Here is a 21,727-nt window from a genome sequence, read left to right as displayed (position 1 = left end):
GTCGTCGGCCGTACCTCCCGTCGCGCCGAAGATGGCGACGTCATCCCGACCCGGCTCGCGGCACGGCAGTGTGCGCCCTGGGGCGGAAAACGCGCCCCGTCGTGCGCTCCTGACAATCGGTCGGCTGTCCGGTTAGCGTCGCCGGACAGGGGTGGGGCGCAGGGGCGGGGTGTCGTACCGGGGTGCGGGGCCCCTCCCGAGGGGGGAGGTCCGTTGAACCTGGAAGAGGTTCCGTACGAGCGTCGCAAGCTTCTGGCGGTCGACGCGGGCAGTTCGCTGAAGGACTTGACCGGGGCGGACTGGGCGGTTCTCGCCGTCTCGGCGGCGGTGCCGGTCGTCGGGTGGAGCATCGCCGGCTGGCAGTGGCACCGCCGACGATCGCTCGGTATCACCACCGTGACGGTGCAGGCGGCCCGGATCTTCACGTTCCCGGACGGCGGCCCGGTGAGCGGCACGGTCTACGCCGCCCATCCCCATCATCACGACAGCTACTACCCGCTGCCCGATGTGCACGGTTACCTGCTGCGCTCCCGCGTGGAGGAGCTGGGGGTCCTGCTGCGGTCGGCCGGGGCCGGATTCGTCGAGATCGAGGCCGCGGACACGGTCAGTGACCACGAGTTGCGGGTGGCCTTGGGGCTGCCCCTGGTGACGGAGTCAGGGGTGCCCGTCGGCCAGGCAGCAGCCGAGGGCGCCGTGTCCTGGCAGAGGGACGCCCGCGCCGTGTACCGCTGGCAGAGCCCCGGTCCGTTGCAGCGCGCCGAGGGGGCCGACCCGTTGGCGCATCCCCTGCTGGCCACCGAGCCGGTGCTGCACGACATGGTGAAAACGCTGGTGGACGGCACGCTGGCGCGGGCCTCGACGGTACTGGAGTCGAACAAGGACTTCGGATTCACACCGGAGTTGGCGGCCAGGGTGCAACGGCAGGGTTTCCACCTGGGTGGTGCCTTCCGCCGGCACACCTCCAGCCGACTGGTCGTCCGCGTCGCACGCGACCCCGACGGGTTCTCCGACGACCGATAGACCCCGGCCCCGGGCGGCGCGAGCCGGCCACGCCACCGGGCGGGGCCGCACGCGGCCGAACCCGTGGTGGTCCGCGGCCGACGCCCTGGTGGTCGCGACGCGCCTCGATCTCGTGACGTCCGCCGGGCGGACCGCCCCGGCGCTACTCGGCAGGCAGGCTCTCCCGCATCGCCTTCGCGGTTCCGGCGGGATCGTAGTCCTCGGGGACGCCCGGGACCAGGACGATGTCGCCGGCGATGTGCCGGGAGCGCAGTGGTGCGATCTCCTGGTACGCGGGTGAGTCCCACCAGGCCCGGGCCTCGGTGATACCGGGGAAGGAGATCACCACGACGTGCCCGGGCCAGCTGCCCTCCTTGACCTCGTGCTGTGCGGCGTGCACGAGGAAGCGGCCGCCGTACGGCTCGAAGGTGGCGGTGATGCGCTCGATGTACTCGGCGATCTCCGGGTGCGGGGCGGCCTCCTGCAGGTGCGCTATGGCGTAGGCGGGCATGATGTCCTTCCGGTCGGTCGGCCTCCGTACGCCAATGATCGTGGCATGCGGGCGCGCGAAGATCGATGACCTGACAGGTAATCGCCCCCGCTGCTCGGGCGGCGCCGCAGGTCAGCCGTGGCCCGCCGGTGTCCCGGTGTGGAACAGGCGGTGGTGGCGGTCCGGATTCACCACCGTGGAAAGGCCGTTGAGAAGGAGGCGGGTGCCGCCGCGCAGGTGGGCGGTGTCCTGGCTGCCGTCTCCGGTGGGCATGAGCCAGGTGTACTGCTCGGTCCAGGTCAGGCCCGAGCCGGCGGGCCGGTCGGCGAGTTCGACGGTGACGAGGGAGATCCAGCGGCGGCTGCCGTCGACCTCGGCCTCGTAGACGTGGACGATCCGGGTGTCGGGCACGATGTCCAGGAACCGGGAGCGGTAGGCGAGGTGCTCCTCGGTGTCGCCGGAGACGAAGACGTTGCCGGCGCTCTCTCCGCCGCCGACCCGGAAGTCCAGCTCGTGCCGGGCGGTGGCGGAACCGCCGGGCAGCCGGAACCAGCGGCGCCGCAGGGACGGGTCGGCGAAGCCGCGGAACACCTCGGCCCGCGGCACCGTGAAGTCCAGCTCGATCGCGAAGGAGCCGTGCAGCACGGGGGGCGTGGGGCCCGTGACCGGGGAACTGCCCGTGTCCACCCGCGTGAGGTGACCTGCGTCCATTGGATCAACGTAACACGGGGCGGGACGCCGGCCGGGCGCCCCGCCCGCGCGGTCAGAGCCAGCCGTCCAGCGACTTCAGGAAGCCGTCGAGATCGTCGCGGTGGATGCAGTGGCCGGTGTCCGGCACGTACACCACCTCGAAGCCTCGCCCGCGGAGCCGTTCGGCCAGCTCGTCCGGTACGAGGTGGTGGTCGCCGGCGCCCTGGACGAGCGAGGGCACCTCGGCGCGCGCGGGGATCAGGTCCCGGTCGCTCCGCAGCCACTCGATGGCCCGGACGTCCCAGCGGGCGTACCCGGCCAGCTCGGCCTCGATGTCCTCGGGCAGCCAGCGGGGGCACAGCTGCCGGATGCTGTCGGCGGTGGCGGACTTGGTGGCCTGCGCGAACTCCCTCACCTCGTCGACCGACTTGGCGCCGAGCTTCCACGCGGGGTCGCTGTAGACGACCCGGGCCGGGCGCAGGCCGGCCACCGCGAGGGCGAGCACGGGCGCGCCGAAGGAGTGGGCGAGGGCCAGGTCGACGCCTGCCGGGACGGTCTCCACGAGGTCGGCCGCGAGCAGTTCGGGCGTGTACTCGTCGGCGTGCGGGCTGTCCCCGTGGCCGCGCAGGTCGGGCATGAGCACGCGGTATCCGCGCTCGACGAGGGCCGGCGCCACCCGGCGCCAGGTGTCCGCGGACGACATCACGCCGTGGACGAGCAGTACCGTCCGGTCGCCGTCGCCGGCCTCGTGCAGGGCGAGCTTCATGAGCGGGGTGTCCTTTCGCGACACGGGTACGGTGAGGTGCGGGCGCGGCGCGGGCCGGCCCGCCGGTGGTCAGCGGTTCGCCCCGGCCAGTTCCAGCAGGGCCTGCGCGGCCAGCCGGTAGCCCAGGGAGCCGAGGCCCACGACGACGCCGGACGCCAGCGGGGCGATCACGGACTCGTGCCGGAACTGCTCCCGGGCCCACACGTTGCTCAGGTGCACCTCGATCCAGGGCTGCGGGTAGGCGGCGAGGGCGTCGCGCAGGCTCCAGCCGGCGATCATCAGCGCCCCGGGGTTGACGATGGCGCCGACGGTGCCGGAGTGGTGCCGGTTGATGTCGCGCACCAGGTCGCCCTCGGAGTCGTGCTGGAGGGAGAGCACCTCCCAGCTGGCGCCGCTCACTTCGGTGGCGACGGCCTTCTCGATGTCGGCGAGGGTGTCGGTGCCGTAGATCTCCGGCTCGCGGCGGCCGAGGATGCCGAGGTTGGGGCCGTTCAGCAGGAGCAGGGTGCTCATGGGATCACCTCATTGTCGGGTGCGCCGGTCCGTCCGGGGGCGCGCGGGGCCGCCTCCTCCAAGGTGAGCCCGGCGTCGGCGAGTTCCTCGGCGCGGGCCATCGCGAGCCGGAGGACGGGCGGCGTCATCAGCGAGGTCACGATGGCGACGAGGACGACGATGGTGTACGCGTCGGTGTCCAGGACGCCGAGGCGCAGGCCGGTCATCGCCACGACGACCTCGACCACGCCACGGCAGTTCATGCCGGCCCCGAGGGCGAGCGCCTCCCAGCGGTTGAGGCGGCTGAACCGGGCGCCGAGGAAGGCGCCGGAGAACTTGCCGAGGACAGCGACGGCGAGCACGGCGAGGGCGGCGGCGAGGACCTCCGGGTGGCGCAGCCCGGTGAGGTCCATCCGCAGCCCGGCGGTGGCGAAGAACAGCGGGGCGAGGAAGGCCAGTACGGTCGTCTTCAGCGGTTCGAGCTTCTCCCGGTCCAGGTCCTTGCTGGTGCCGACCAGCACGCCGCAGACGAAGGCACCGAAGATCGCTTCGAGTTTCATCGCCTGGGTGGCCGCGGCACCGAACAGGACGAGGACGACGACCGTCGTGATCGTGGGCGCGGAGCCCTCGGCACGGCCCGCCCGGCGCAGCGCGGCACCCACCAGCGGGCGGCCGGGGAACACGGCGAACAGCACGACACCGACCGGGCAGAGCACCGACGTCGCCATGACACCCGCGGTGAGTCCGGCGGTGGCCATCGCGGAGACCACGGAGAGCAGGAACCAGCCGACGACGTCGTCCACGACACCGGCGGACAGGATGAGCTGGCCGATGTCGCGGTGCAACAGCTTCATGTCGAGGAGCGTCTTGGCGATCACCGGGATCGCGGTGACGCACATCGCGACGCCGAGGAAGAACGCGAAGACGGTGGGGTCGACGCCGTCCGGCAGGAGGACGCCGCGCAGCGCGAAGCCGGTGGCGATGCCGAGGCCGAGCGGCAGCACCAGGCCGGCGATGCTGACCCGGGCGGCGGTGGCGCCGCGCTTGCGGACGAGACCGAAGTTCAGCTCGGCGCCGGTGACTCCGACGAGGAGCAGCACACCGAGCTGGCCGGTGGCGTCGAGCAGGTGCATCTGCTCCGGCTGCCGGGGCAGCAGCCACGCGGAGAAGCCGGGCAGCACGTGCTGGAGCACGGACGGGCCGAGCAGCAGGCCCGCGCACAGCTCGCCGACCACCGCCGGCATACGGAAGCGCTCGGCCAGCCGGCCCAGGACGAGGGCGAACAGCAGCAGGAAGGCGAGTTGGAGGAGGAAGACCAGAAGCGAGTGCGGGGCCATGGTGGGCACCGGGTTGGCGAGCGTCACGGGCTCTTCCCTCGTCGGGAACGGTCGGCGGGGTCAGCGGGTGGTGTCGGCGCCCTGGCTGATCAGGCTGCGGGACAGCAGCGCGATGACCTCGGCGCTGTGTTCGACGTGGAAGAAGTGACCGCCCGGGAAGACCTGTACGTCGGTCGGGCCGGTGGTGTGCTCCTCCCAGGCGTGTGCCTCGTCGAGCGTGGTCCGCGGGTCGGCGTCGCCGGTGAGCACGGTCACCGGGCAGTCGAGGAGCCGGCCGGGGTCGTGCCGGTAGCTCTCGATGGCGGTGTAGTCGCTGCGGATCGCCGGGAGGAACATCGCCAGCACCTCGGGGTCGGCCAGGGCCGCCTGGTTGGGGCCGCTCAGGGTGCGCAGTTCGGCCAGCACCTCCTCGTCGGTCGCGTCGTGCACGTGCTCGTCGCGGTACCGGGAGGGGGCACGCCGGCCGGAGGCGAACAGCCGTACCGGAGAGGGCAGTCCGGCCTCCTGCATGCGCAGGGCCACCTCGTAGGCGAGGACGGCGCCCATGCTGTGCCCGAACAGGGCGAGCGGCCGGTCGTCCAGGTGGCGCAGGGCCGCGAAGATCTGGTCGGCGTAGTCGGGGATGTTGTCGATGCCGGGTTCCTGACGGCGCGTCTGCCGGCCCGGGTACTGGACGGCCAGGACCTCCACCGTGGGCGCGAGGGCCGTGGCGACCGGGAAGAAGAAGCTCGCCGAGCCGCCGGCGTGCGGCAGGCAGACCAGCCGTACCGCGCTGTCCGGCGAGGGGCGGAAGACGCTGACCCACTTCTCGAACTGTGCCGTTGCTCCAGGCATGCCGAAGGGCTCGCTTTCACGTCGGGGACATCGGGGATCAGCGTCTGGTACGGGACTTCGGCAGAGTAGGCCGAGCCCGAGCGGGGCCGGTATCCCTCAACCTGATAGCCCGCGGGCGGATCACGGCCGCAGCCGGCCGCCGGGCCGTACGCTCACCGAAGTCACCCGAGCAGGGCCCGTGAGCCGGGCCGCACCGAGGGGGTTTCCATGTCCGTTGTACCCACCGACGACCCGATGACGTCCAGCAGTTCACCGCGGCCGGGGCCGGAGACGGATGTGCTCGTCGTCGGATACGGACCGGTCGGCTCGGTGCTGTCCGTGCTGCTGGCGCAGCGCGGCTGGCGGGTGACGGTGCTCGAACGCCGGCGGCGGCCGTACACGCTGCCCCGGGCGACGAGTTTCGACGGGGAGACCGCCCGGTTGCTGGCTGGTACGGGCATCGGCGGGGAGCTGGGCGGGATCACCGAGCCGGGCACCGGCTACCAGTGGCGTACGGCGGACGGCAGGACGCTGCTGGACATCGAGTTCACCACCGAGGGGCCGTACGGCTGGCCCGACGCCAACACCATGCACCAGCCCGCGCTGGAGGAGGTGCTCGCCGCCCGCGCCGCGCAGCTGCCGGGCATCACGGTGCTGCGGGACCGCCGGGTCGTGGACATCGCCGACGGGCCGGACGGGGTGACGGTGACCGCCGAGGACGACGAGGGGACGGCGCGGACGTTCACGGCGCGGTGGGTGGTCGGCTGCGACGGTGCCAACAGCTTCGTACGTGACCGGATGGGCGTGTCCGTCACCGACCTCGGGTTCTCCTACGAGTGGCTGCTGTGCGACGTGGAGCTGCGCGAGCCGCGCGTGTTCCTGCCGACCAACGTGCAGCTGTGCGACCCGGCGCGGCCCACCACGCTGGTCGGGAGCGGGCCGGGGCACCGGCGCTGGGAGTTCATGCGGCTGCCGGGCGAGCGGGCGGCCGACCTGAACCGGGAGGAGACCGCGTGGCGGCTGCTGGCGCCGTTCGACGTCACGCCGGACACCGCGCGGCTGCTGCGCAGCACCACGTACATCTTCCAGGCCCGGTGGGCCGACGAGTGGCGGGTGGGGCATGTGCTGCTGGCCGGTGACGCGGCCCATCTGATGCCGCCGTTCGCCGGGCAGGGCATGTGCTCGGGCATCCGGGACGTGGTCGGTCTGGCGTGGCGGCTGGACCTGGTGCTGCGGGGGTCCGCACCGGAGTCCCTGCTCGACAGCTACACCGAGGAGCGCAGGGCGCAGGTAAGGGAGTCGATCCTGGCGTCGGTGCAGCTGGGACGGCTGATCTGTGTGACGGACGCGGCGGCCGCGGCGGAGCGGGACGCGACGGTGCTGGCGAACCGGCGCGGGCGGGGGCCGGGCCGGCCGGATCCGGCGCGGCCGATCACCTGCGGCCTGCTGCACCGTCCGGAGGGCACCGGTGCGGACACCCGGGTACCGCCGACGGGCGAGGTGCTGCCGCACGGCCGGCTGCTCGGTCCGTCCGGCGCGCCGCTGGAGGACCCGGTGGGTCGCGGCTTCGTCCTGTTCACCAGCTCCGGGACGGAGCCGGCCCTCGGCCCGGACCGGCTGTCCTTCCTGCGGGGCGTGGGCGCGCAGGTGGTCCGCCTGCGGCCGGCGGACACGTCGTACGACGGTACGGGCGGCGCGGTGGACGCGGTCGACGCCGTCGACGCCGACGGCGTGCTGCACGGGTACCTCGACCGCTACGGCGCCACCGCCCTGCTGGTACGCCCGGACTACCACGTCTTCGGCACGGCGGCCGACCCGGCCGGGCTGAACGCCCTGGTGGACGACCTGCGCACCCAGGTGACCGCGGCGGCACCGGCCAACGCGGGGCGCGTCTGAGCCAGGCGGGACGTCGCGGGCCGAGCCGGGCGGGGCGCGTCTGAGCCAAGCCCGGTGCGTGAGCCGAGTAGGCGGGGCGGCGGCAGGCACAGGCGAGGTGAACGCCCTGGCGGACGACCTGCACACCCAGCTGACCGCGGCGACGCCGGCCAACCCGGGGCGCGTCTGAGCCAGGCGGGACGTCACGGGCCGAGCCGGGCGGGGCACGTCTGAGCCACGCCCGGTGCGTGAGCCGAGTAGGCGGGGCGGCGGCAGGCACAGGCGAGGTGACCGCCCTGGCGGACGACCTGCACACCCAGCTGACCGCGGCGACGCCGGCCAACCCGGGGCGCGTCTGAGCCAGGCGGGACGTCGCGGGCCGAGCCAGGCGGGGCGCCGGAGCTGCCGGGCGGCGGCAGGCGCCGGGGGGGACCCGGCAGACACTGATGGCGGACCCCTCAGACGTCGGTGGCAGACCCGGCAGGCGCGGGAGGCGCGTCCGGCAGACGCTAGCGGCGGACCCTGCAGGTGCGGGTGGCGGACCCGGCAGGCGTTGGTGGCGGACTCCGCAGACGCCGCGGCCGACCCGGCAGACGCCGACGGCGGACCCGGCAGGCGCGGGAGGCGGATCCGGCAGGCGTCGGTGGCGGACCCCGCAGACGCCGCGGCCGACCCGGCAGACGCCGACGGCGGACCCGGCAGGCGCGGGAGGCGGATCCGGCAGGCGTCGGTGGCGGATCCGGCAGGCGTCGGTGGCGGGCTCGGGGGCGGGTTTGCGCCCGGGGTCACAGTTGGCGGGCGAGCAGGACGGCGCCCCGTAGGGACGACAGGCCTCCCAGGCGGGCCGGGGTCAGGGTGGGCGTGGGGTGGCCGGGGCGGGACAGGGCGGCCAGGTGGGTGGTGAGGGTGCCCAGGAGGGCGGGGATTCCCTCGGCGAAGCCGCCGCCCAGTACGGCGCGTTCGGGGTGGAGGAGTTCCCCGACGCCTGCGATGGCCGTGGCGAGGGCACGGGCTGTGCGGTCCAGCGCGGCGACGGCCCAGGGGACGCGGTCGCGCAGCGCGGCGCGCAGTTCGTCGAAGGTGACCGGCCCGCCGCGCAGCGCGGTGGCGTGGGCCAGGGTGGCCGGGCCGGACGCGGTCGCCTGGAGGCAGCCGTGGCGGCCGCAGACGCATTCCGGGCCGTCCCGGTCGATGACGAGGTGGCCGATCTCGAAGGAGCCGCGGGCGGGGCCGGGGCAGAGGCTGCCGTTCAGGACGAGCCCGCCGCCGACTCCGGTGCCCACGCCGACGTAGAGGAGGTTCGGGCAGTCGGCCGCGTCCGCCTCGGCGAGGGCGCCGAGGTCGCCGTCGTCGGCCCAGGCGACCTTCGCCCCGGGGAACAGCGCGCGCAGGGCGGGCCCCAGGGCGAGCCCGGTCCACGCGGGGCGGCTGGGCCAGGCGGTGATGCGCTCGTCGGGGCCGACGGTGGCGGGCATGGCCACGCCGACGGCCCGTACGTCCGCCGCGCCGGGGAACTCCTTCAGGTGCGCGGCCAGGTCGGCCAGGTCGCGGTCGGCGTCCCGGTGCGGGCCCCAGGTGAAGGAGGACTCCTCGGTCCGGCCGTCGCCGCTCTCCGCGCGGAAGGCGACCTTGGTGCCGCCGACGTCGATGCCGAGACGGCCCGGCGCCGACGCGGCGCCGGGCCGCTGGTCCCGGAGAGCGGGCACGCTCAGTCGCCCGGTACGGCGGGGCACAGGGCGAGCAGGTCGCCGGGGCGGCGCAGGACCGCGTCGGGGCCGGCGGCGAGCAGTTCCTCCTCGTCGGGGCCGACCCACAGCGCGGCGGCCGAGGCGACGCCGGCGTCCCGGGCGCTGGCCAGGTCGGTGGGCGCGTCGCCGACCATGAGGGCCTGCTCGGGCGGCACGTCCAGCAGTTCCAGCGCGCGCCGCACGATGTCGGGCGCGGGCTTGGGCCGGGCCACCTCGTCGGAGCCGATGACGTGCGCGAAGAACGGCAGCAGACCGAGTCCGTCGAGCAGCGAGCGGGCGCGGTCGCCGGCCTTGCCGGTGGCCACGGCCAGCCTGAGGCCGCGTACCCGCAGGGTCAGCAGGAGTTCGAGGACGCCGTCGAAGACCTCCACGCGGTGGGCGAGCCGGTAGCTCTCGCGGACGAAGGGTTCCTCCATCTCCAGCGGCAGCCCCATGATCCGCATGATGTCGGGGAAGTAGCGGCCCTGGTGGCGCACGTACTCCTCGAACGGGGCCGGGCCGTCGCCGACGACCTCCGCGTAGGCGACCGCGAAGGCCTCCCGCATGACCGCGAAGCTGTCGACGATCACCCCGTCCAGGTCGAAGACGACGGCCCGCCGGGGTGTCGTCAGGAGGCCGGCCGGGGCGAGGGGCCGGTCGGTCGAGTGGACTGTCATGGGGTCCTCATCTGCTGGTGGTCTGCTGGTACACGGGCTCGCTCGGCCCGTCGCGGCCGGCCCGGGCGGAGGCGTAGAGGCGCTCCATGAGCCGTACGGTGGTCCGCGCCTCGGCGACGGCCCGGCCCCGGCCGGCGGGGTCGGCGAGGAGGGCCGGCACACCGTCCAGCTGGCGGCCGTACTCCGCGCCGACGGGCTCGGCGGGTACCGGCACCCCGTGGGTGGTGCCCTCGCGGGTGAGGGTCAGCACGGACTCGGGCTGCCGGTTGGGGCTGAAACCGAAGGTGCAGCGCAGTTCGGCGGTGCCGGTGCTGCCTTCGATCCGGATCAGGGACAGGTCCGTCGCCTCGTGCGAGGCCCAGCTGGCCCGCAGGGACACGGAGATGCCGTCCTCGCGGAGCAGGAACCCGCGGGCGGTGTCCTCGACGTCTCCGGTCAGGGCGGCGGCGGGCCGCTCGCGGCGCCAGGCCGCCGACCACGCACCGGCGTTGAGGAAGTCGTCCGAGGTGGCGCCGACGGCCTGGCGGACCGGGGACGGTCCGAGCAGCGCGGTCAGGGTGTCCAGGAGGTGCCAGCCGAGGTCGACCAGGGCGCCGCCGCCGGCCTCGCTGCGCCGGGTGAACCAGCCGCCCGCCCGGGGCACCCCGCGGGCCCGTACCCAGGCCAGGTCGACGTGCCGTACCCGCCCCAACTCCGGCAGGAGGGCGGCGAGTTCGCGGACGTCGGCGCGGTGCCGGGCGGCGCTGCCGGCCAGCAGCAGGCCGCCGTCGCGCTCCGCCGCGGCCAGGACGTCGGCCTCGGCGCTGGACAGGCACACCGGCTTCTCCAGGAAGACCGACACGCCCCGGCCGAGCAGGCCGGCGGCGACCGTGGTGTGCAGGTGGTTGGGTACGGCGACGACGGCGAGGTCCACGGACCGGGCGTCGAGTGCGTCCGGCCCGGCGTGGGCGGGGGCGCCCGTCACCGCGCCGACGGCCGCACGGGCGGCGGGGTCGGGGTCGACGACGGCGACCAGGTCGAAGTCCGGGTGGGACCGCAGCCGGGGCAGCCACAGCTCCCGCCCCGCCCAGCCGAGCCCCACCACGGCGGCCCGCACGCTCATACGGCGGCCACTGCGTCCGCGATGATCTCGGCCGTCAGCTCCAGGTCCCGCTCGGCGGCGAGGAGCACCCGGTGGTGCAGCCAGACGCAGTCGCTGCTGATGGCCTCGGTGTTCGGGCAGCGCTCGGCGACCTGCTCCAGGGTCTCGTCGGGCGCGCCGACCTCCCAGAAGGCGTCGGTGCGGTAGACGGCGCGGAACCCGGCGAAGGCGGGCAGCCCGGCGTCGACCAGCCGGTCGACGAGGGCGTTGCGGTCCTCCTCGGCGATGCCCGGGAGCCGGAACATCGCCATGTAGTGGGTGTTCTGGTCGGCGCGGACGTCGCCGCCCTGCGGTACGACGCCGTCGACGGCGCCGAGCAGCCGGGACAGCAGCGCCCACCGCTGGTCGCGCAGGGCGGTCTGGGCGGGCAGGCGGCGCAGCTGGGCGCGCAGCACGGCGGCGGAGAACTCGTTGAGCCGCATGTTGGTGCCGGAGACCTGGTGCAGGTAGTGCCGGTCGGTGCGCGGCCGGCCGCAGCTGTGCCGCAGGAACGCCGCCTCGAACAGGTCGCTGTCGGGGAACAGGACGGCGCCCCCCTCGCCGGCGGTCATCAGCTTGCCGTTCTGGAAGGAGAACGCGGCGACCGTGCCGAGTTCGCCGACCCGCTTGCCCTGCCAGCGGGCGCCCTGGGCGTGGGCCGCGTCCTGCAGGACCGGTACGCCGGTGTCGGCGGAGAGCTTGCCGAGGGCGTCCATGTCGGCCATCAGACCGGCCATGTGCACGGGCATGATCGCCCGGGTGCGCGGGGTGACGGCGGCGGCCGCCGCGGCGACGTCGATGTTGTAGGTGTCCGGGTCGACGTCGACGGGGACGGCGACCGCGCCGATGCGCTGGGCGGCCTGGGAGGAGGAGATGAAGGTGAAGGCCGGCACGATCACCTCGGTGCCCGGGCCGACCCCCATGACCTGGAGGGCGAGTTCGAGGGCGTGGGTGCCGTTGGTGACGGCGAGGGCGTGCGGGGCGCCGTGGAAGTCGGCGAACTCCCGCTCGAAGGAGTCGACTTCCTCCCCGCCCATGCGCCACCACTGGCCCTGTTCCAGGGCCCGGACCAGTCCGGTCCGCTCGTCGTCGTCGTACTGCGGCCACTTCGGGAATTCCGGTGCCGGTCGCGCGTTCATGGTTCTCCAAATCTCCGTGGGGAACGGGCTGGGCGGGAGTGAGCGGGCGAGGCGAAAAGGGGGGCGACAGAGCCGGTCCGGACGTTCGCGCAGTGCTGGCCGTTTTCAGACTAGGACGGGGTGTGCCGGGACTCCCATCCCTCGGTCTGGTAGTCGACCGGTGGCGGGGCTGCCAGGGCCTGTGGTGAAAGTGCCGTAGTCGACTCGTGGTCTTCCTCGGGTGACTGACAGGTCCGACGAATCACATCGGACGCCGGCGCGCGAGGCCGTGGAAGCCGGTGCTCAAGCGGTTCAGCTCTCGCACCGGCGCTTGAGGCGGTTGATCCCGCATTCGACCGCGTGGGGCTCGCGGTAGTCGGTCCGTACGACACGGGACCATTGCCCCGCCGGCGCCCCTGCTGTTCACCAGGCGGGGCGGATCGGTCCGGGCGGGGCGAGGAGTGCCAGGTCGGCGACGAGTTCGCTGAACCGCGCCTCGCCCAGTGTTTCTCGCCACGGTGCGACGGCAGCCCGGGCCGCCTGGTCGGCGGCGCGGGTGGCGGCCCAGCCGGTCTCGGTCAGTCCCAGGAGGCGGGCGCGGGCGTCGCGGGGGTGTGGGTGCCGCTCCACGTATCCCTTTCGGACCAGTTCATCGACCAGCTGGGCTGCGGCCTGTTTGGTCACTCCCAGGTGCTCGGCCAGGTCGGCCGTGGTGGCGCCGCCCATCGAGATGCGGGCGAAGGCGAAGCCGTGTGCAGGTCGCAGGTCCTCGAATCCCTGCTGGGACACGCCGGTGTGGATTTCCTGCACCAGCTGTCCGGAGAGTGCCAGCACGAGTGCGGAGAAGGCCAGGGCGTCGTCCATGGGCTTGACTATAACTCGTCAAGCAGCTTGTCTATATGGACAAGCAACTTGTCTAGATGGGGGTTGAAGCATGCCGTTCATCCGCAGTGACGAGGCCGTCGTGCACGAGATTCACGGTGGCCGTTTCGTTTCCTACGTCCGCCCGGACACCGGCGGCCGGGAGCTCGCCGCCTGGCGCGTCGAGCTCCCGGCCGCAATGGTGGGGCCGGCCCACACGATCAGCGAGGAGGAGGCCTTCTACGTCCTCTCCGGTCGCCTCCGGCTCACCATCGACGGTGAGAGCGCCGAACTCCGCGCAGGGGACGCGGCGGTGGCACCTGCGGGCTCCGAACTGGCGGTCGCCAACACCACCGACCAGCCCGCCCACATGTGGGTCACCACGCGTGTCGGACTCACCGCCGAACTGGCTGACGGCACCACCATCACACCGCCGTGGGCTCACTAGTGTGCTGGTGACCGCGTAGGTTCGCCGGATCGGTCAGGCGGCGGCATCGAGGGGGCATCCGCGCCAGCGGATGCCTTTCTCGCTTCGGGTGCGGGTCCGTTCCTTGGGTTCGGCGGCCATGATGTCGCGGTGACGGGCGTCGGCGTTGCGCGGTCCGGGCTGATCAACCGCTCCACCGCATGGTCGGCAACCGCTGAAGGCCGACCGGGCCGACGTCATCCGGGCGGATCAACCCCTGCAACCCGGGGGCCGGCGTCCAGGTGAGCTGCGATGCGCATCATCGTCCGGGCGTTGTCCTCGAACAGATGCGCCTGCATGCCCGCCGCCCGGGCAGCCTCGACATTTCCTGCGTAGTCGTCGATGAACAGACAGCTCTCCGGCCGCACCTCCAGGCCGGCGCATGCGGCCTCGAAGGCACGCGGGTCCGGCTTCTCGATGCCGATCTCGTGCGAGTACACGATCTGCTCGACCAGTTCGTCGAAGTGGTACAGCGCCGTCTCCCGCTCCCGGGCGCCGACGAAGCTGTTGCTCAGGATGCCCAGCCTGCAGCTTCCCCGCAGCCCTCGCACATAGGAGATGAGCTCCTCGTTGGGCGTTCCCAGGTACTCCGTCCAGAGGTCGGCCATGAAGGCTTCGACCTGGGGCGCCTCCAGCCTCAGGCGTGCTGCCACCTGCTGGTGCACCTCTCGTTCACCGATGCTCCCGACGCTCCCGGCTTGCCACACGTCGCGCATCCGCTCGTGCACAGTGCCGAGCGGCAACTCCAGCCGCTCTTCCCACCGTCGTACCCACCCGGTTTCCGGCGTGATCTCCAGCACTCCGCCGATATCGAGAATGACGCAGGTCGCCGCCACTCGAACTCCCCCTGTCCGCCCTGCCCGGTTGGCGAGGGCACACCTCTCGCTCGTGTGATCTACGGAGACACTGTCGCCCTTCGCTCTGGGGCAAGGACAAGCGATCCCGGCAGCTTGTGGCAGCCCTGTTGCGAGCGGGCGACACGACTCGGCTGCATCGGCAGGTCCCTTCAAAAGTCCACTCATCAGCCTCTTGGAATCGGTCGTTAGGCTTGCGCGGTGACTGATGAGCAGCAGCGGGTGCAGCCGTCGGGAGTGTGGGCCACGGCGGTGGGGGTGGCCAGGGTTCGGGCGCTGGAGACGGCGCGGGAGAACGCGCTGTTCCGCGACCCACTGGCGCAGGCCTTCGCCGCCGCCGGCGGCCTGTGGCCCTCCTCGCCGCCGCCCGATGACGAGGCCGCGCGACGCCGTCGGCTGGCCGTGTCGTTCTCGATCGTCATCAGGACGAAGTTCCTCGACGACCTGTTGCGGCAGGCCTCCGCGTCGGGGGTCCGGCAGGTCGTGCTGCTCGGCGCCGGCATGGACAGCCGGGCCTTCCGGATGGACTGGCCCGAGGGCACCCGGCTGTTCGAGGTCGACACAGCCGCGCCACTGGACTTCAAGGCTTCGGTGCTGCGCGAGGAGCGGGCCGTCGCGCGCTGCGAGCGGATCACCGTCGCGGTGGATCTGCGTGAGGACTGGCCAGGCGCGCTGGCCGCCGCAGGGCACGACCCGACCGTGCCGACCGTGTGGATCGCCGAAGGACTGCTGATCTATCTGCCCGAGGACGCGGTGGAGCTGCTGCTGGCCCGGATCAGCGCGCAGTCGGCGGCGGGCAGTTGGATGGGGCTGACGTTGGGCTCGCGCGGCGTGGTCGAGCGTTTCGGCGCGGACGCCGTGCCGGGGTCGGCCGCGTCCATGTGGGTCTCGGAGATGCCCGACGACCCGGTGGGCTGGCTGGCCGGGCACGGCTGGGAGGCCGACAGTCACACCCTGCGCGAGCGCGCTGCCGCCTACGGCCGCCCGATCAGCACCCCGCCGCAGCGCGAGGAGCGGCCCGGCGGACTGATCTCGGCGGTCCGCCGGTAGAGCGCCTCCCGGTTCCCTGGATGATCGCAAGTACCCGGTCCCACTGGCACGTTCGGACGACGGACCGAGCGGCTGCGGTCGACGCTGGTGTCGGTCGGTCTTGCGGTCGCGGGCCGGGCCGGCGTCCGGTTGCGGTTGCGGACCTGGTTGGCCTTGTCCGCGATGGTGCAAGCGATTGCCGGTGACGGCTGGTGGTCAGGGGCGCGAGACGTTGAGCGGCAGGTCTCGGTGGAAGACGGCCATGGCCCGGCCGGGGCCGTTGTAGTCGTCGACGATCTCCGTGTCGAAGCCGAGGCTGCGATGGAAGGCGATCGAGCCGGTGTTCTCGACCGACGTGATCGCCTTCAGCTTCCGTGCACCGTGACGTTCCGCTGCCTCAGCGAACGCCGTGTACAGACGACGCCCGAGACCGGTGCCACGGACATCGTCCCGCGTGGCGATCAGATGCACGTACCCGGTGCCGTCCGGGGTGACGAACCCGAAGACGTACCCGCGGATCCCGTCCTCGGCCCGGGCGACCAGGCAGGTGGAACCGAACTCCTGCACCAGGGCCAGAAGGTGCAGCGACCGAAGGTCGCGTTCGCCCCAGTAACGGGAGTGATCGGTCAGGACCTGGTGGAAATCGGCCACCGCGGCCGGTGCGATGTGTATCCCCATGAACGACGATCATGGCAGGCGTGTGCGGCCCGTTCCCACCCTGCTCTGTTTCGATGCGCCCTATGGCGTGCGCAGTCCGAAGAACGCGCGGTAGGAGTCGATCTGTCCGGTGAGCATGTGGCTTCCGTGGTGCACGCGGAGTCCGTGTGCGGTGGCCTCGCGCAGCAGCCGGGTGTCGCGGGGTTTCATGATGATGTCGGCGACGACCGCGCCCGGCGGCAGCGCGTGCGGGTCGAAGGGCAGCGGGTCGTCGGGACGCAGGCCGAGCGGGGTGGCGTTGACGGCGATGTCGCTGTCGGCGAGGGGTGGTTCGACGGCGGCGCGGACACGGCCGGGCCAGTGGGCGGCGAGCCGGCCGACGAGCGTGGTCAGCTTCGGGGTGTCGGGGTCGGTGATGGTCAGCCGGTCCACGCCGGCGCCGAGCAGGGCCGCCGCGATGGCGCTGCCGGCGCCGCCCGCGCCGGCCAGTGCCACACGGGCACCCTTCGGCTGGTGCCCGGCCCGGGCCAGACCGGACACGAAGCCGGAGCCGTCGAAGTTCTCGGCGAGCCAGGCGCCGTCGGGTTCGCGGCGCAGTGCGTTCGCGCTGCCGGTGATCTCGACGGTGCGGCTGCGCCGGTCGGCCAGCAGGGCGGCGGCCGTCTTGTGCGGGACGGTGACGAAGAGGCCGTCGAGGTTGCCGACGCGCTGCAGTCCCCGGACGACCGTCTCCAGGTCGGCGGGGCCGACGTGCACGGGGACGAGCACGGCGTCGATGCCGAGGCGGGCGAAGAGCGGGTTGAGCAGTCCGGGCGACTGGACCTGGGTGACCGGGTCGCCGAGGACGGCGTAGAGCCGGGTGGTTCCGCTGACCAGGGTCTGCTGCGGGGTGCCCGTGGGGGCCGGCCGGGTGGTGTCGGTCATCGTCGTGCCTCCGTGCTGCGCGCCGCCCCGGTCGCGAACAACTCCGAGACGGCGAAGGCGAGTTCCATGGACTGTTCGGCGTTGAGGCGGGGGTCGCAGGCGGTGCGGTAGCGGGCGGGCAGGTCCTCCTCGGCAAGGCCGCGGGCGCCGCCGGTGCACTCCGTGACGTCCTCGCCGGTCGCCTCCAGGTGCAGACCGCCGGGGTGGGTGCCGAGCGCCCGGTGCACCTCCAGGAAGCCGGTGATCTCGTCGAGGATGTCGTCGTAGTGCCGTGTCTTGTAACCGGCGGCGGTGGTGCGGGAGTTGCCGTGCATGGGGTCACACTGCCAGATCACCTGGCGGCCGGAGGCGGTGACCTTCTCCACGATCGGCGGGAGCACCTCGCGGACCCGGTCGTGGCCCATCCGGCTGACCAGGATGAGCCGGCCGGGCACGCCGTGCGGGTCGAGGCGGCGTACGTACTCGACGGCCTGTTCCGGGGTGGTGCCGGGACCGATCTTGATGCCGATGGGGTTGGCGAGCAGTTCGGCGAACGCGATGTGGGCGCCGTCGGGCCGCCGGGTGCGCTCCCCGATCCACAGGAAGTGGGCGAGGCCGCTGGACAGCCGGGGTTCGGGGCCTTCGGTGTCGACCCACAACTGGGTGCGTTCGTAGTCCAGCAGCAGGGCCTCGTGGCTGGTCCAGATCTCGCCGAGCCGGGGGGCGGGGGCGCCGATGCCGGTCATGAAGCGCAGCCCGCGGCCGATCTCCTCGGCCCGTGCCGTGTGCCGGCGGCCGCCGGGGGCGGTGCTGACGAAGCGACGGTTCTCCTCGTGCAGGGCGTGCGCGTCGGCGAGGTGGCCGCGGGAGAGCCGCCGCAGGGCGGTCATCGCCTCGCGGGCATGGGCGTGTGCCCGGGCCATGCGTTCGGGGTCGGGGGTGCGGGCGGCGGGGGTCGCCTCGGCGGAGTTGATGATGTCGCCCCGGTACACGGGCAGTCCGTCGGCGCCGACGGCCGCGGAGCGGGGCTTGGCGTACTGTCCGGCGGCGCGGGCCACCGTGACCACGGGCAGGCCGGCGCCGTGGGTGAGGACCAGCGCCATCCGCCTGAGCAGTCCCAGGTTGGCCCGCAGGTGGGGTTCGGTGGTCTCGGCGAAGGTCTCCGCGCAGTCGCCGGACTGGAGCAGCAGGGCCTCGCCGCGGGCGACGGCGCCGAGCCGGTCGAGCAGCCGCCGGGTCTCGGCGGGGGTGACGAGGGGTTCGCCGGCGGCGAGCCGGCGGACCACGGCCCGGGCCCGGTCCGGGTCCGGCCAGCCGGGTTGTTGTGCGGCGGGCCTGGCCAGGGCCGCTTCGAGCCGGTCGGCGAGGATGCGCTCGACCGCCCGCCGCCGGATCCGCCCCGGGGTGCCGGGCGGCCACCGTGGGGTGTGCGTCATGTCACCGCCGCCTCCGTTCCCGCGGCCCCGGTGACGAGCCGGTCCAGGGGTGCGCGCTCCATCCGGGCCAGGGCGTGGGCCACGGCCCGTTCGGGTACGTCGGCGACGAGTTCGGCGCCGGCCGGGCCGTCCAGGACGAAGGTGAGGCCGGAGCGGGCCTTCTTGTCCCGGCGCATCAGCGCGAGGAGCGTGCCGGGGTCGGCGTCGTCGGGCAGGGCGGTGGGCAGGCCGTACGAGGCGACCACCGCCCGGTGTTCGCTCACCCGCTCGGGCGGGATGCGGCCGAGGGTACCGGCGAGCAGGCCCGCGAAGACGGTGCCGATGGCGACGCCCTCGCCGTGCCGGAGGGCGAAGCCGGTGGCCGCCTCCAGGGCGTGGCCGAGGGTGTGGCCGTAGTTGAGCAGGTGCCGCAGTCCGGTGTCGCGTTCGTCGGCGGAGACGATGCCCGCCTTGAGCGTCACGCTGGCGGCGATCTGTTCGGAGAGGGGCAGTCCCTGCAGGCCGGGGGCGCCGATGAAGTGGCAGCGGGCGATCTCCCCGAGACCGTTGCGCAGTTCGCGCGGTGGCAGGGTGGTCAGGTAGTCGGTGTCGCACAGCACGGCGGCGGGCTGCCAGTAGGCGCCGACCAGGTTCTTGCCCTCGGGCAGGTTGACGGCGGTCTTGCCGCCGACGCTGGCGTCGACCTGGGCGAGCAGGGTGGTCGGCAGGTGTACGACGGGCACCCCGCGGTGGTAGAGCGCGGCGGCCAGGCCGACGACGTCGGTGGTGGTGCCGCCGCCGACGGAGACGACGGCGTCGGAGCGGGTCAGCCCGGACCGCACGAACGCGGCGCACAGGGCCTCCACCGTGGCGAGGTTCTTGTCCGGTTCGCCGTCCCGGGCGGGCAGCAGCAGCGTCTCCGCGCCGGTGTCGGGCACCCACTCGACGGGGCGGGCCGAGACGACGGCGACGCGCCGGGCGCCGATCGCGTCGATGATCCCGGGCAGGGCGGAGCGGACTCCGGGGCCGATGAGCACGTCGTAGGACCGGTCGCCGCAGCGCACCGGGACTTGTCTTGTCACTTCCGCTTCACCTTGTTCGGTAGCGCGCGGACTCGGTCGGTCGCCCGGAGCCCGGCCGGCGGCGGCACACCGCGGCCGGGCTCCGGGGCGGACGGGGCCCCGGAGGGCGCGGTGGGGCTACTGGCCGGCGGTCACCCGGCGGATGCGGGACTCGGCGCGCTCCTTGCGGTCCTGCTCGTCCAGGTGCGGGTAGGACGGGCAGCCGAAGACCCGCTGGAACGGCTCGAAGGTGTCCCACTCGGTGCGCCGGCGCATCTCCTGGGCGACCGCGTTGTGCTCGCTCCAGAAGTCGCCGCCGATCAGCCGGATCAGGTAGCGCTCCAGCGTGTCGCGGTCGGTGGTGCGGCCGGCGTCGGCGGCGACCGCGACCAGTTCACCGTCGTAGAAGGCGTGGATGAGCCGGATGTAGGTGTCGTAGCCGGTCTTGAAGAAGTTCTCGTACTCGTCGATGAGCCGGTCGGCTTCCTGCGGGTTCTTCAGGGCCCGGCTCAGGTTCTCGGCGGCGCGGACCGCGGTGGCCGAGGCGACGAGCACGCCGCCGGAGAACATGGGGTCGCCGAAGCAGCCGGCGTCGCCGACCATGACCCAGCCGGGGCCGGTGACGGTGTCGGCGTGGTAGCAGTAGTCGGTCTCGACCTTGAGGTCCATGATCGGGCGGGTGCCGGTCAGCCGGGAGGTGATCCGCGGCACCCGGGCGAGGTGCTCCTCGAAGACCTGCTCCGGGGTGGAGGCGCGGAAGACGTCGCGGGGCATGACGGTGCCGACGCTGATGACGTCCTTGGACAGCGGGATGGCCCAGACCCAGCCGTCGGCGTGCGCGCCGACCTGGATGTCGCCCTCGACGCCGAGGTTGTGCCGCTCGTCCAGGCCGTCGTAGTGCCGGAACACCGCGACCATGCGGAGCTTCTCCAGCGTCTTGCGCAGCCCGAACCTGTGGGCGATGCGCCCGGCGCGCCCGCTGGCGTCGACCACGTACTGCGAGCGGACCTCGTGCTCCTCGCCGTCCTTGGTGTAGCGGACGCCGACCATGCGGTCGCCCTCCATCAGCAGGTCGCCGACGGTGGCGCCGTAGTGCACCTCGGCGCCGGCCTTGCCGGCCTCCTCGACGAGCATGCGGTCGAACCTGGCCCGTTCGACCTGGAAGGCCCGGTCGTACCGGCCCTCGCCCTGCTTGGCGAAGTCGGCCCGGAAGACCCCGGAGAAGAACTTGGTCTCGGTCGGGTCGATGAACTCGCCGCCGAACTTCGGGACGTATCCCCCGGTCTCCACCGCGTCCCGGATGCCGATCCGGTCGAACAGGCCCATCATGTACGGCAGCAGGGACTCGCCGATGTGGAAGCGCGGGTTCTCCTCGCGCTCCAGGAGCACCACGGAGTGCCCTTCCCTGGCCAGCGTGTAGGCGCTCACCGCGCCGGAGGGTCCCCCACCGATGACGACGACGTCGGCCGAGTTGTTGCCCATGGAATGTCCTTCCGGTTGTGTGCTGGTGACGTTGGTTCGGTTGGTCTGCCGGCCGGTCACGCGAGGTCGGCGGAGTCGAGGTCGCCGGTGAGGATGGCGGCGACGAGCCTTCGGTGTTCGGCGTCGTCCACGACGGTGCGGACGCGTTCGCGGCCGTCGCGCACGACCAGGTACCGGCGGCCCTTGAGCACGGCCTGGCCGTTGTGGAACGTCCGGCCGCACAGGGTGCCCTGGGAGTCGTCCTCGGCGGCGGTGGCGTGGTGGGCTCGGGCCCGGTCCTCCAGTTCCTTCCAGTCGTGCCACTGGCGGGCCCGCAGCCGGAACGCGTAGACGGTGCCCCACCGGGTGACGCGGCCGCGGCGTTGCAGGGCGATGACACCGTCGTCGCCGTGGACGAGCCGGTACTGGCAGCCGTACTGGGTCTGCACCTCGTCGCCGACGCGCAGTGGTTCGAGGTACGACGGTCCGGGGTAGCCGACGTCGACGAGCCACTCCTCGCCGTCGAGGACGGCCCGGATGAACATGTGCTCGATCTCGGTGCCGAAGTTCTCCCGGCCCTCGGCGGTGCTCGCGGCCAGCAGGGAGACGTCGTAGCCCAGTTCGGACAGGAGGCGGAAGAAGAGCCGGTTGAGCTGGAAGCAGGTGCCGCCCAGGCCCTCCATGATCCCGGTGCGGAACACCTCGTCCTCGTCGATGTCCACGAGGTGGACGCCGTCGGCGAAGCCCTGCCCGGCGACGTTGTACGGCAGGGCCATCAGGTGCTGTTTGTGCAGCGTGCGCAGGGTGTCGAGGTCCGGCATCGGCACCCCTGCCGTCCAGCCGATGCGGCGGAGGTAGGCATCCACGTCGATCATGGGGTCAGCTGGTCCCTTCGGGGTCGGTGCGGTGGGTGGAC

The 21,727-nt window shown here is 73.1% G+C and carries 22 protein-coding genes and 1 pseudogene; 4 read left to right on the top strand and 19 right to left on the bottom strand.

All coding sequences use genetic code 11. The features are described 5' to 3' along the window. Positions 1-213 precede the first annotated feature (213 nt). Positions 214-1,020 (top strand): hypothetical protein, encoded by an 807-nt coding sequence (locus tag S1361_RS34210; protein ID WP_208035717.1) that lies wholly within the window; start codon positions 214-216, stop codon positions 1,018-1,020. Positions 1,021-1,162: 142 nt separating this feature from the next. Here the strand turns inward: S1361_RS34210 and S1361_RS34205 are convergent, their stop codons facing one another. The 6 genes from S1361_RS34205 to S1361_RS34180 all read right to left on the bottom strand — a co-directional run bounded on the left by S1361_RS34205 (position 1,163) and on the right by S1361_RS34180 (position 5,608). After that, positions 1,163-1,510 carry a DUF1330 domain-containing protein gene (locus S1361_RS34205; RefSeq protein ID WP_208035716.1) on the bottom strand — a complete coding sequence of 116 codons (348 nt, stop codon included), beginning with the start codon at positions 1,508-1,510 and terminating at the stop codon, positions 1,163-1,165. Positions 1,511-1,621: 111 nt separating this feature from the next. Next, positions 1,622-2,200 (bottom strand): SRPBCC domain-containing protein, encoded by a 579-nt coding sequence (locus S1361_RS34200; RefSeq protein WP_243769399.1) that lies wholly within the window; start codon positions 2,198-2,200, stop codon positions 1,622-1,624. A 52-nt stretch (positions 2,201-2,252) separates the two neighbouring features. Beyond that, on the bottom strand, positions 2,253-2,945 hold the full coding sequence (locus S1361_RS34195) for an alpha/beta fold hydrolase (RefSeq protein ID WP_208035715.1): 693 nt from the start codon (positions 2,943-2,945) through the stop codon (positions 2,253-2,255). Between the two features lie 69 nt (positions 2,946-3,014). Further along, positions 3,015-3,458, bottom strand: a complete 444-nt coding sequence (locus S1361_RS34190) for a type II 3-dehydroquinate dehydratase (RefSeq protein WP_208035714.1) — start codon at positions 3,456-3,458, stop codon at positions 3,015-3,017. Further along, positions 3,455-4,801 carry a cation:proton antiporter gene (locus tag S1361_RS34185; RefSeq protein ID WP_243769398.1) on the bottom strand — a complete coding sequence of 449 codons (1,347 nt, stop codon included), beginning with the start codon at positions 4,799-4,801 and terminating at the stop codon, positions 3,455-3,457. The genes S1361_RS34190 and S1361_RS34185 overlap by 4 nt, the downstream gene beginning before the upstream one ends. A 33-nt stretch (positions 4,802-4,834) precedes the next feature. After that, positions 4,835-5,608 carry a thioesterase II family protein gene (locus S1361_RS34180; RefSeq protein ID WP_208035713.1) on the bottom strand — a complete coding sequence of 258 codons (774 nt, stop codon included), beginning with the start codon at positions 5,606-5,608 and terminating at the stop codon, positions 4,835-4,837. Positions 5,609-5,815: 207 nt separating this feature from the next. On the opposite strand from S1361_RS34180, the gene mhpA reads away from it, so the two are divergent. Further along, positions 5,816-7,483, top strand: a complete 1,668-nt coding sequence (gene mhpA / locus S1361_RS34175; RefSeq protein ID WP_243769397.1) for a bifunctional 3-(3-hydroxy-phenyl)propionate/3-hydroxycinnamic acid hydroxylase MhpA — start codon at positions 5,816-5,818, stop codon at positions 7,481-7,483. A gap of 764 nt (positions 7,484-8,247) precedes the next feature. Here the strand turns inward: mhpA and S1361_RS34170 are convergent. The 5 genes from S1361_RS34170 to S1361_RS34150 all read right to left on the bottom strand — a co-directional run bounded on the left by S1361_RS34170 (position 8,248) and on the right by S1361_RS34150 (position 12,968). Next, positions 8,248-9,168: an ROK family protein gene (locus S1361_RS34170; protein ID WP_243769396.1), complete on the bottom strand. Its 921-nt coding sequence runs from the start codon at positions 9,166-9,168 to the stop codon at positions 8,248-8,250. A 2-nt stretch (positions 9,169-9,170) separates the two neighbouring features. Next, on the bottom strand, positions 9,171-9,866 hold the full coding sequence (locus S1361_RS34165; protein ID WP_208035712.1) for an HAD-IA family hydrolase: 696 nt from the start codon (positions 9,864-9,866) through the stop codon (positions 9,171-9,173). 7 nt (positions 9,867-9,873) lie between these two features. Then, entirely contained in the window at positions 9,874-10,968 is a 1,095-nt protein-coding gene (locus S1361_RS34160) for a Gfo/Idh/MocA family protein (RefSeq protein ID WP_208035711.1), read from the bottom strand. Beyond that, complete coding sequence (gene rifK, locus S1361_RS34155; protein WP_208035710.1) at positions 10,965-12,125, bottom strand: 3-amino-5-hydroxybenzoate synthase; 1,161 nt, start codon at positions 12,123-12,125, stop codon at positions 10,965-10,967. Before rifK ends, S1361_RS34160 begins: the two co-directional genes overlap by 4 nt. A 402-nt stretch (positions 12,126-12,527) precedes the next feature. Further along, positions 12,528-12,968: a MarR family winged helix-turn-helix transcriptional regulator gene (locus S1361_RS34150; protein ID WP_208035709.1), complete on the bottom strand. Its 441-nt coding sequence runs from the start codon at positions 12,966-12,968 to the stop codon at positions 12,528-12,530. Positions 12,969-13,038: 70 nt separating this feature from the next. Here S1361_RS34150 and S1361_RS34145 point away from each other — a divergent pair, with 70 nt between their 5' ends. Then, positions 13,039-13,413: a cupin domain-containing protein gene (locus tag S1361_RS34145; protein WP_208035708.1), complete on the top strand. Its 375-nt coding sequence runs from the start codon at positions 13,039-13,041 to the stop codon at positions 13,411-13,413. A 33-nt stretch (positions 13,414-13,446) separates the two neighbouring features. On the opposite strand, the pseudogene S1361_RS39560 reads toward S1361_RS34145, so the two are convergent. Both S1361_RS39560 and S1361_RS34140 read right to left on the bottom strand, forming a co-directional pair. Continuing rightward, positions 13,447-13,563 (bottom strand): annotated as a pseudogene (locus tag S1361_RS39560) (IS630 family transposase); the annotation flags it as partial. 65 nt (positions 13,564-13,628) lie between these two features. Next, on the bottom strand, positions 13,629-14,267 hold the full coding sequence (locus S1361_RS34140; RefSeq protein WP_208035707.1) for an HAD family hydrolase: 639 nt from the start codon (positions 14,265-14,267) through the stop codon (positions 13,629-13,631). A 255-nt stretch (positions 14,268-14,522) separates the two neighbouring features. Between S1361_RS34140 and S1361_RS34135 the strand changes: the two genes are divergently transcribed. Beyond that, positions 14,523-15,335 carry a class I SAM-dependent methyltransferase gene (locus S1361_RS34135; protein WP_208036891.1) on the top strand — a complete coding sequence of 271 codons (813 nt, stop codon included), beginning with the start codon at positions 14,523-14,525 and terminating at the stop codon, positions 15,333-15,335. 195 nt (positions 15,336-15,530) lie between these two features. On the opposite strand, the gene S1361_RS34130 is transcribed toward S1361_RS34135, so the two are convergent. The 6 genes from S1361_RS34130 to S1361_RS34105 all read right to left on the bottom strand — a co-directional run bounded on the left by S1361_RS34130 (position 15,531) and on the right by S1361_RS34105 (position 21,686). Beyond that, a complete protein-coding gene (locus S1361_RS34130) occupies positions 15,531-15,992 on the bottom strand; it encodes a GNAT family N-acetyltransferase (protein ID WP_208035706.1) in 462 nt (153 codons plus the stop codon). Between the two features lie 60 nt (positions 15,993-16,052). Then, positions 16,053-16,895: a shikimate dehydrogenase family protein gene (locus S1361_RS34125; protein ID WP_208035705.1), complete on the bottom strand. Its 843-nt coding sequence runs from the start codon at positions 16,893-16,895 to the stop codon at positions 16,053-16,055. Continuing rightward, on the bottom strand, positions 16,892-18,310 hold the full coding sequence (locus tag S1361_RS34120; RefSeq protein ID WP_208035704.1) for a 3-deoxy-7-phosphoheptulonate synthase: 1,419 nt from the start codon (positions 18,308-18,310) through the stop codon (positions 16,892-16,894). The genes S1361_RS34125 and S1361_RS34120 overlap by 4 nt, the downstream gene beginning before the upstream one ends. After that, the gene (locus tag S1361_RS34115; RefSeq protein WP_208035703.1) at positions 18,307-19,371 is read right to left on the bottom strand and encodes a 3-dehydroquinate synthase family protein; all 1,065 of its coding nucleotides are present in this window, start codon (positions 19,369-19,371) and stop codon (positions 18,307-18,309) included. Before S1361_RS34115 ends, S1361_RS34120 begins: the two co-directional genes overlap by 4 nt. A 117-nt stretch (positions 19,372-19,488) precedes the next feature. Beyond that, positions 19,489-20,832 (bottom strand): NAD(P)/FAD-dependent oxidoreductase, encoded by a 1,344-nt coding sequence (locus S1361_RS34110; RefSeq protein WP_208035702.1) that lies wholly within the window; start codon positions 20,830-20,832, stop codon positions 19,489-19,491. 56 nt (positions 20,833-20,888) lie between these two features. Then, positions 20,889-21,686, bottom strand: a complete 798-nt coding sequence (locus tag S1361_RS34105; protein ID WP_208035701.1) for an arylamine N-acetyltransferase — start codon at positions 21,684-21,686, stop codon at positions 20,889-20,891. Positions 21,687-21,727: the final 41 nt, after the last annotated feature.

Origin of the sequence: Streptomyces cyanogenus (assembly GCF_017526105.1) — a bacterium.
GTDB lineage: Bacteria > Actinomycetota > Actinomycetes > Streptomycetales > Streptomycetaceae > Streptomyces > Streptomyces cyanogenus.
Note: the sequence above shows the minus strand (reverse complement) of the source record. Positions and strands in the feature narration are given on the sequence as shown.

Excerpts from the sequence above, each read along its gene's own strand:
- S1361_RS34205 (WP_208035716.1), bottom strand. The coding sequence starts at position 1,510 with ATGCCCGCCTACGCCATAGCGCACCTGCAGGAGGCCGCCCCGCACCCG.
- S1361_RS34200 (WP_243769399.1), bottom strand. The coding sequence starts at position 2,200 with ATGGACGCAGGTCACCTCACGCGGGTGGACACGGGCAGTTCCCCGGTC.
- S1361_RS34195 (WP_208035715.1), bottom strand. The coding sequence starts at position 2,945 with ATGAAGCTCGCCCTGCACGAGGCCGGCGACGGCGACCGGACGGTACTG.
- S1361_RS34190 (WP_208035714.1), bottom strand. The coding sequence starts at position 3,458 with ATGAGCACCCTGCTCCTGCTGAACGGCCCCAACCTCGGCATCCTCGGC.
- S1361_RS34180 (WP_208035713.1), bottom strand. The coding sequence starts at position 5,608 with ATGCCTGGAGCAACGGCACAGTTCGAGAAGTGGGTCAGCGTCTTCCGC.
- mhpA (WP_243769397.1), top strand. The coding sequence starts at position 5,816 with ATGTCCGTTGTACCCACCGACGACCCGATGACGTCCAGCAGTTCACCG.
- S1361_RS34165 (WP_208035712.1), bottom strand. The coding sequence starts at position 9,866 with ATGACAGTCCACTCGACCGACCGGCCCCTCGCCCCGGCCGGCCTCCTG.
- S1361_RS34160 (WP_208035711.1), bottom strand. The coding sequence starts at position 10,968 with ATGAGCGTGCGGGCCGCCGTGGTGGGGCTCGGCTGGGCGGGGCGGGAG.
- rifK (WP_208035710.1), bottom strand. The coding sequence starts at position 12,125 with ATGAACGCGCGACCGGCACCGGAATTCCCGAAGTGGCCGCAGTACGAC.
- S1361_RS34150 (WP_208035709.1), bottom strand. The coding sequence starts at position 12,968 with ATGGACGACGCCCTGGCCTTCTCCGCACTCGTGCTGGCACTCTCCGGA.
- S1361_RS34145 (WP_208035708.1), top strand. The coding sequence starts at position 13,039 with ATGCCGTTCATCCGCAGTGACGAGGCCGTCGTGCACGAGATTCACGGT.
- S1361_RS34130 (WP_208035706.1), bottom strand. The coding sequence starts at position 15,992 with ATGGGGATACACATCGCACCGGCCGCGGTGGCCGATTTCCACCAGGTC.
- S1361_RS34125 (WP_208035705.1), bottom strand. The coding sequence starts at position 16,895 with ATGACCGACACCACCCGGCCGGCCCCCACGGGCACCCCGCAGCAGACC.
- S1361_RS34120 (WP_208035704.1), bottom strand. The coding sequence starts at position 18,310 with ATGACGCACACCCCACGGTGGCCGCCCGGCACCCCGGGGCGGATCCGG.
- S1361_RS34110 (WP_208035702.1), bottom strand. The coding sequence starts at position 20,832 with ATGGGCAACAACTCGGCCGACGTCGTCGTCATCGGTGGGGGACCCTCC.
- S1361_RS34105 (WP_208035701.1), bottom strand. The coding sequence starts at position 21,686 with ATGATCGACGTGGATGCCTACCTCCGCCGCATCGGCTGGACGGCAGGG.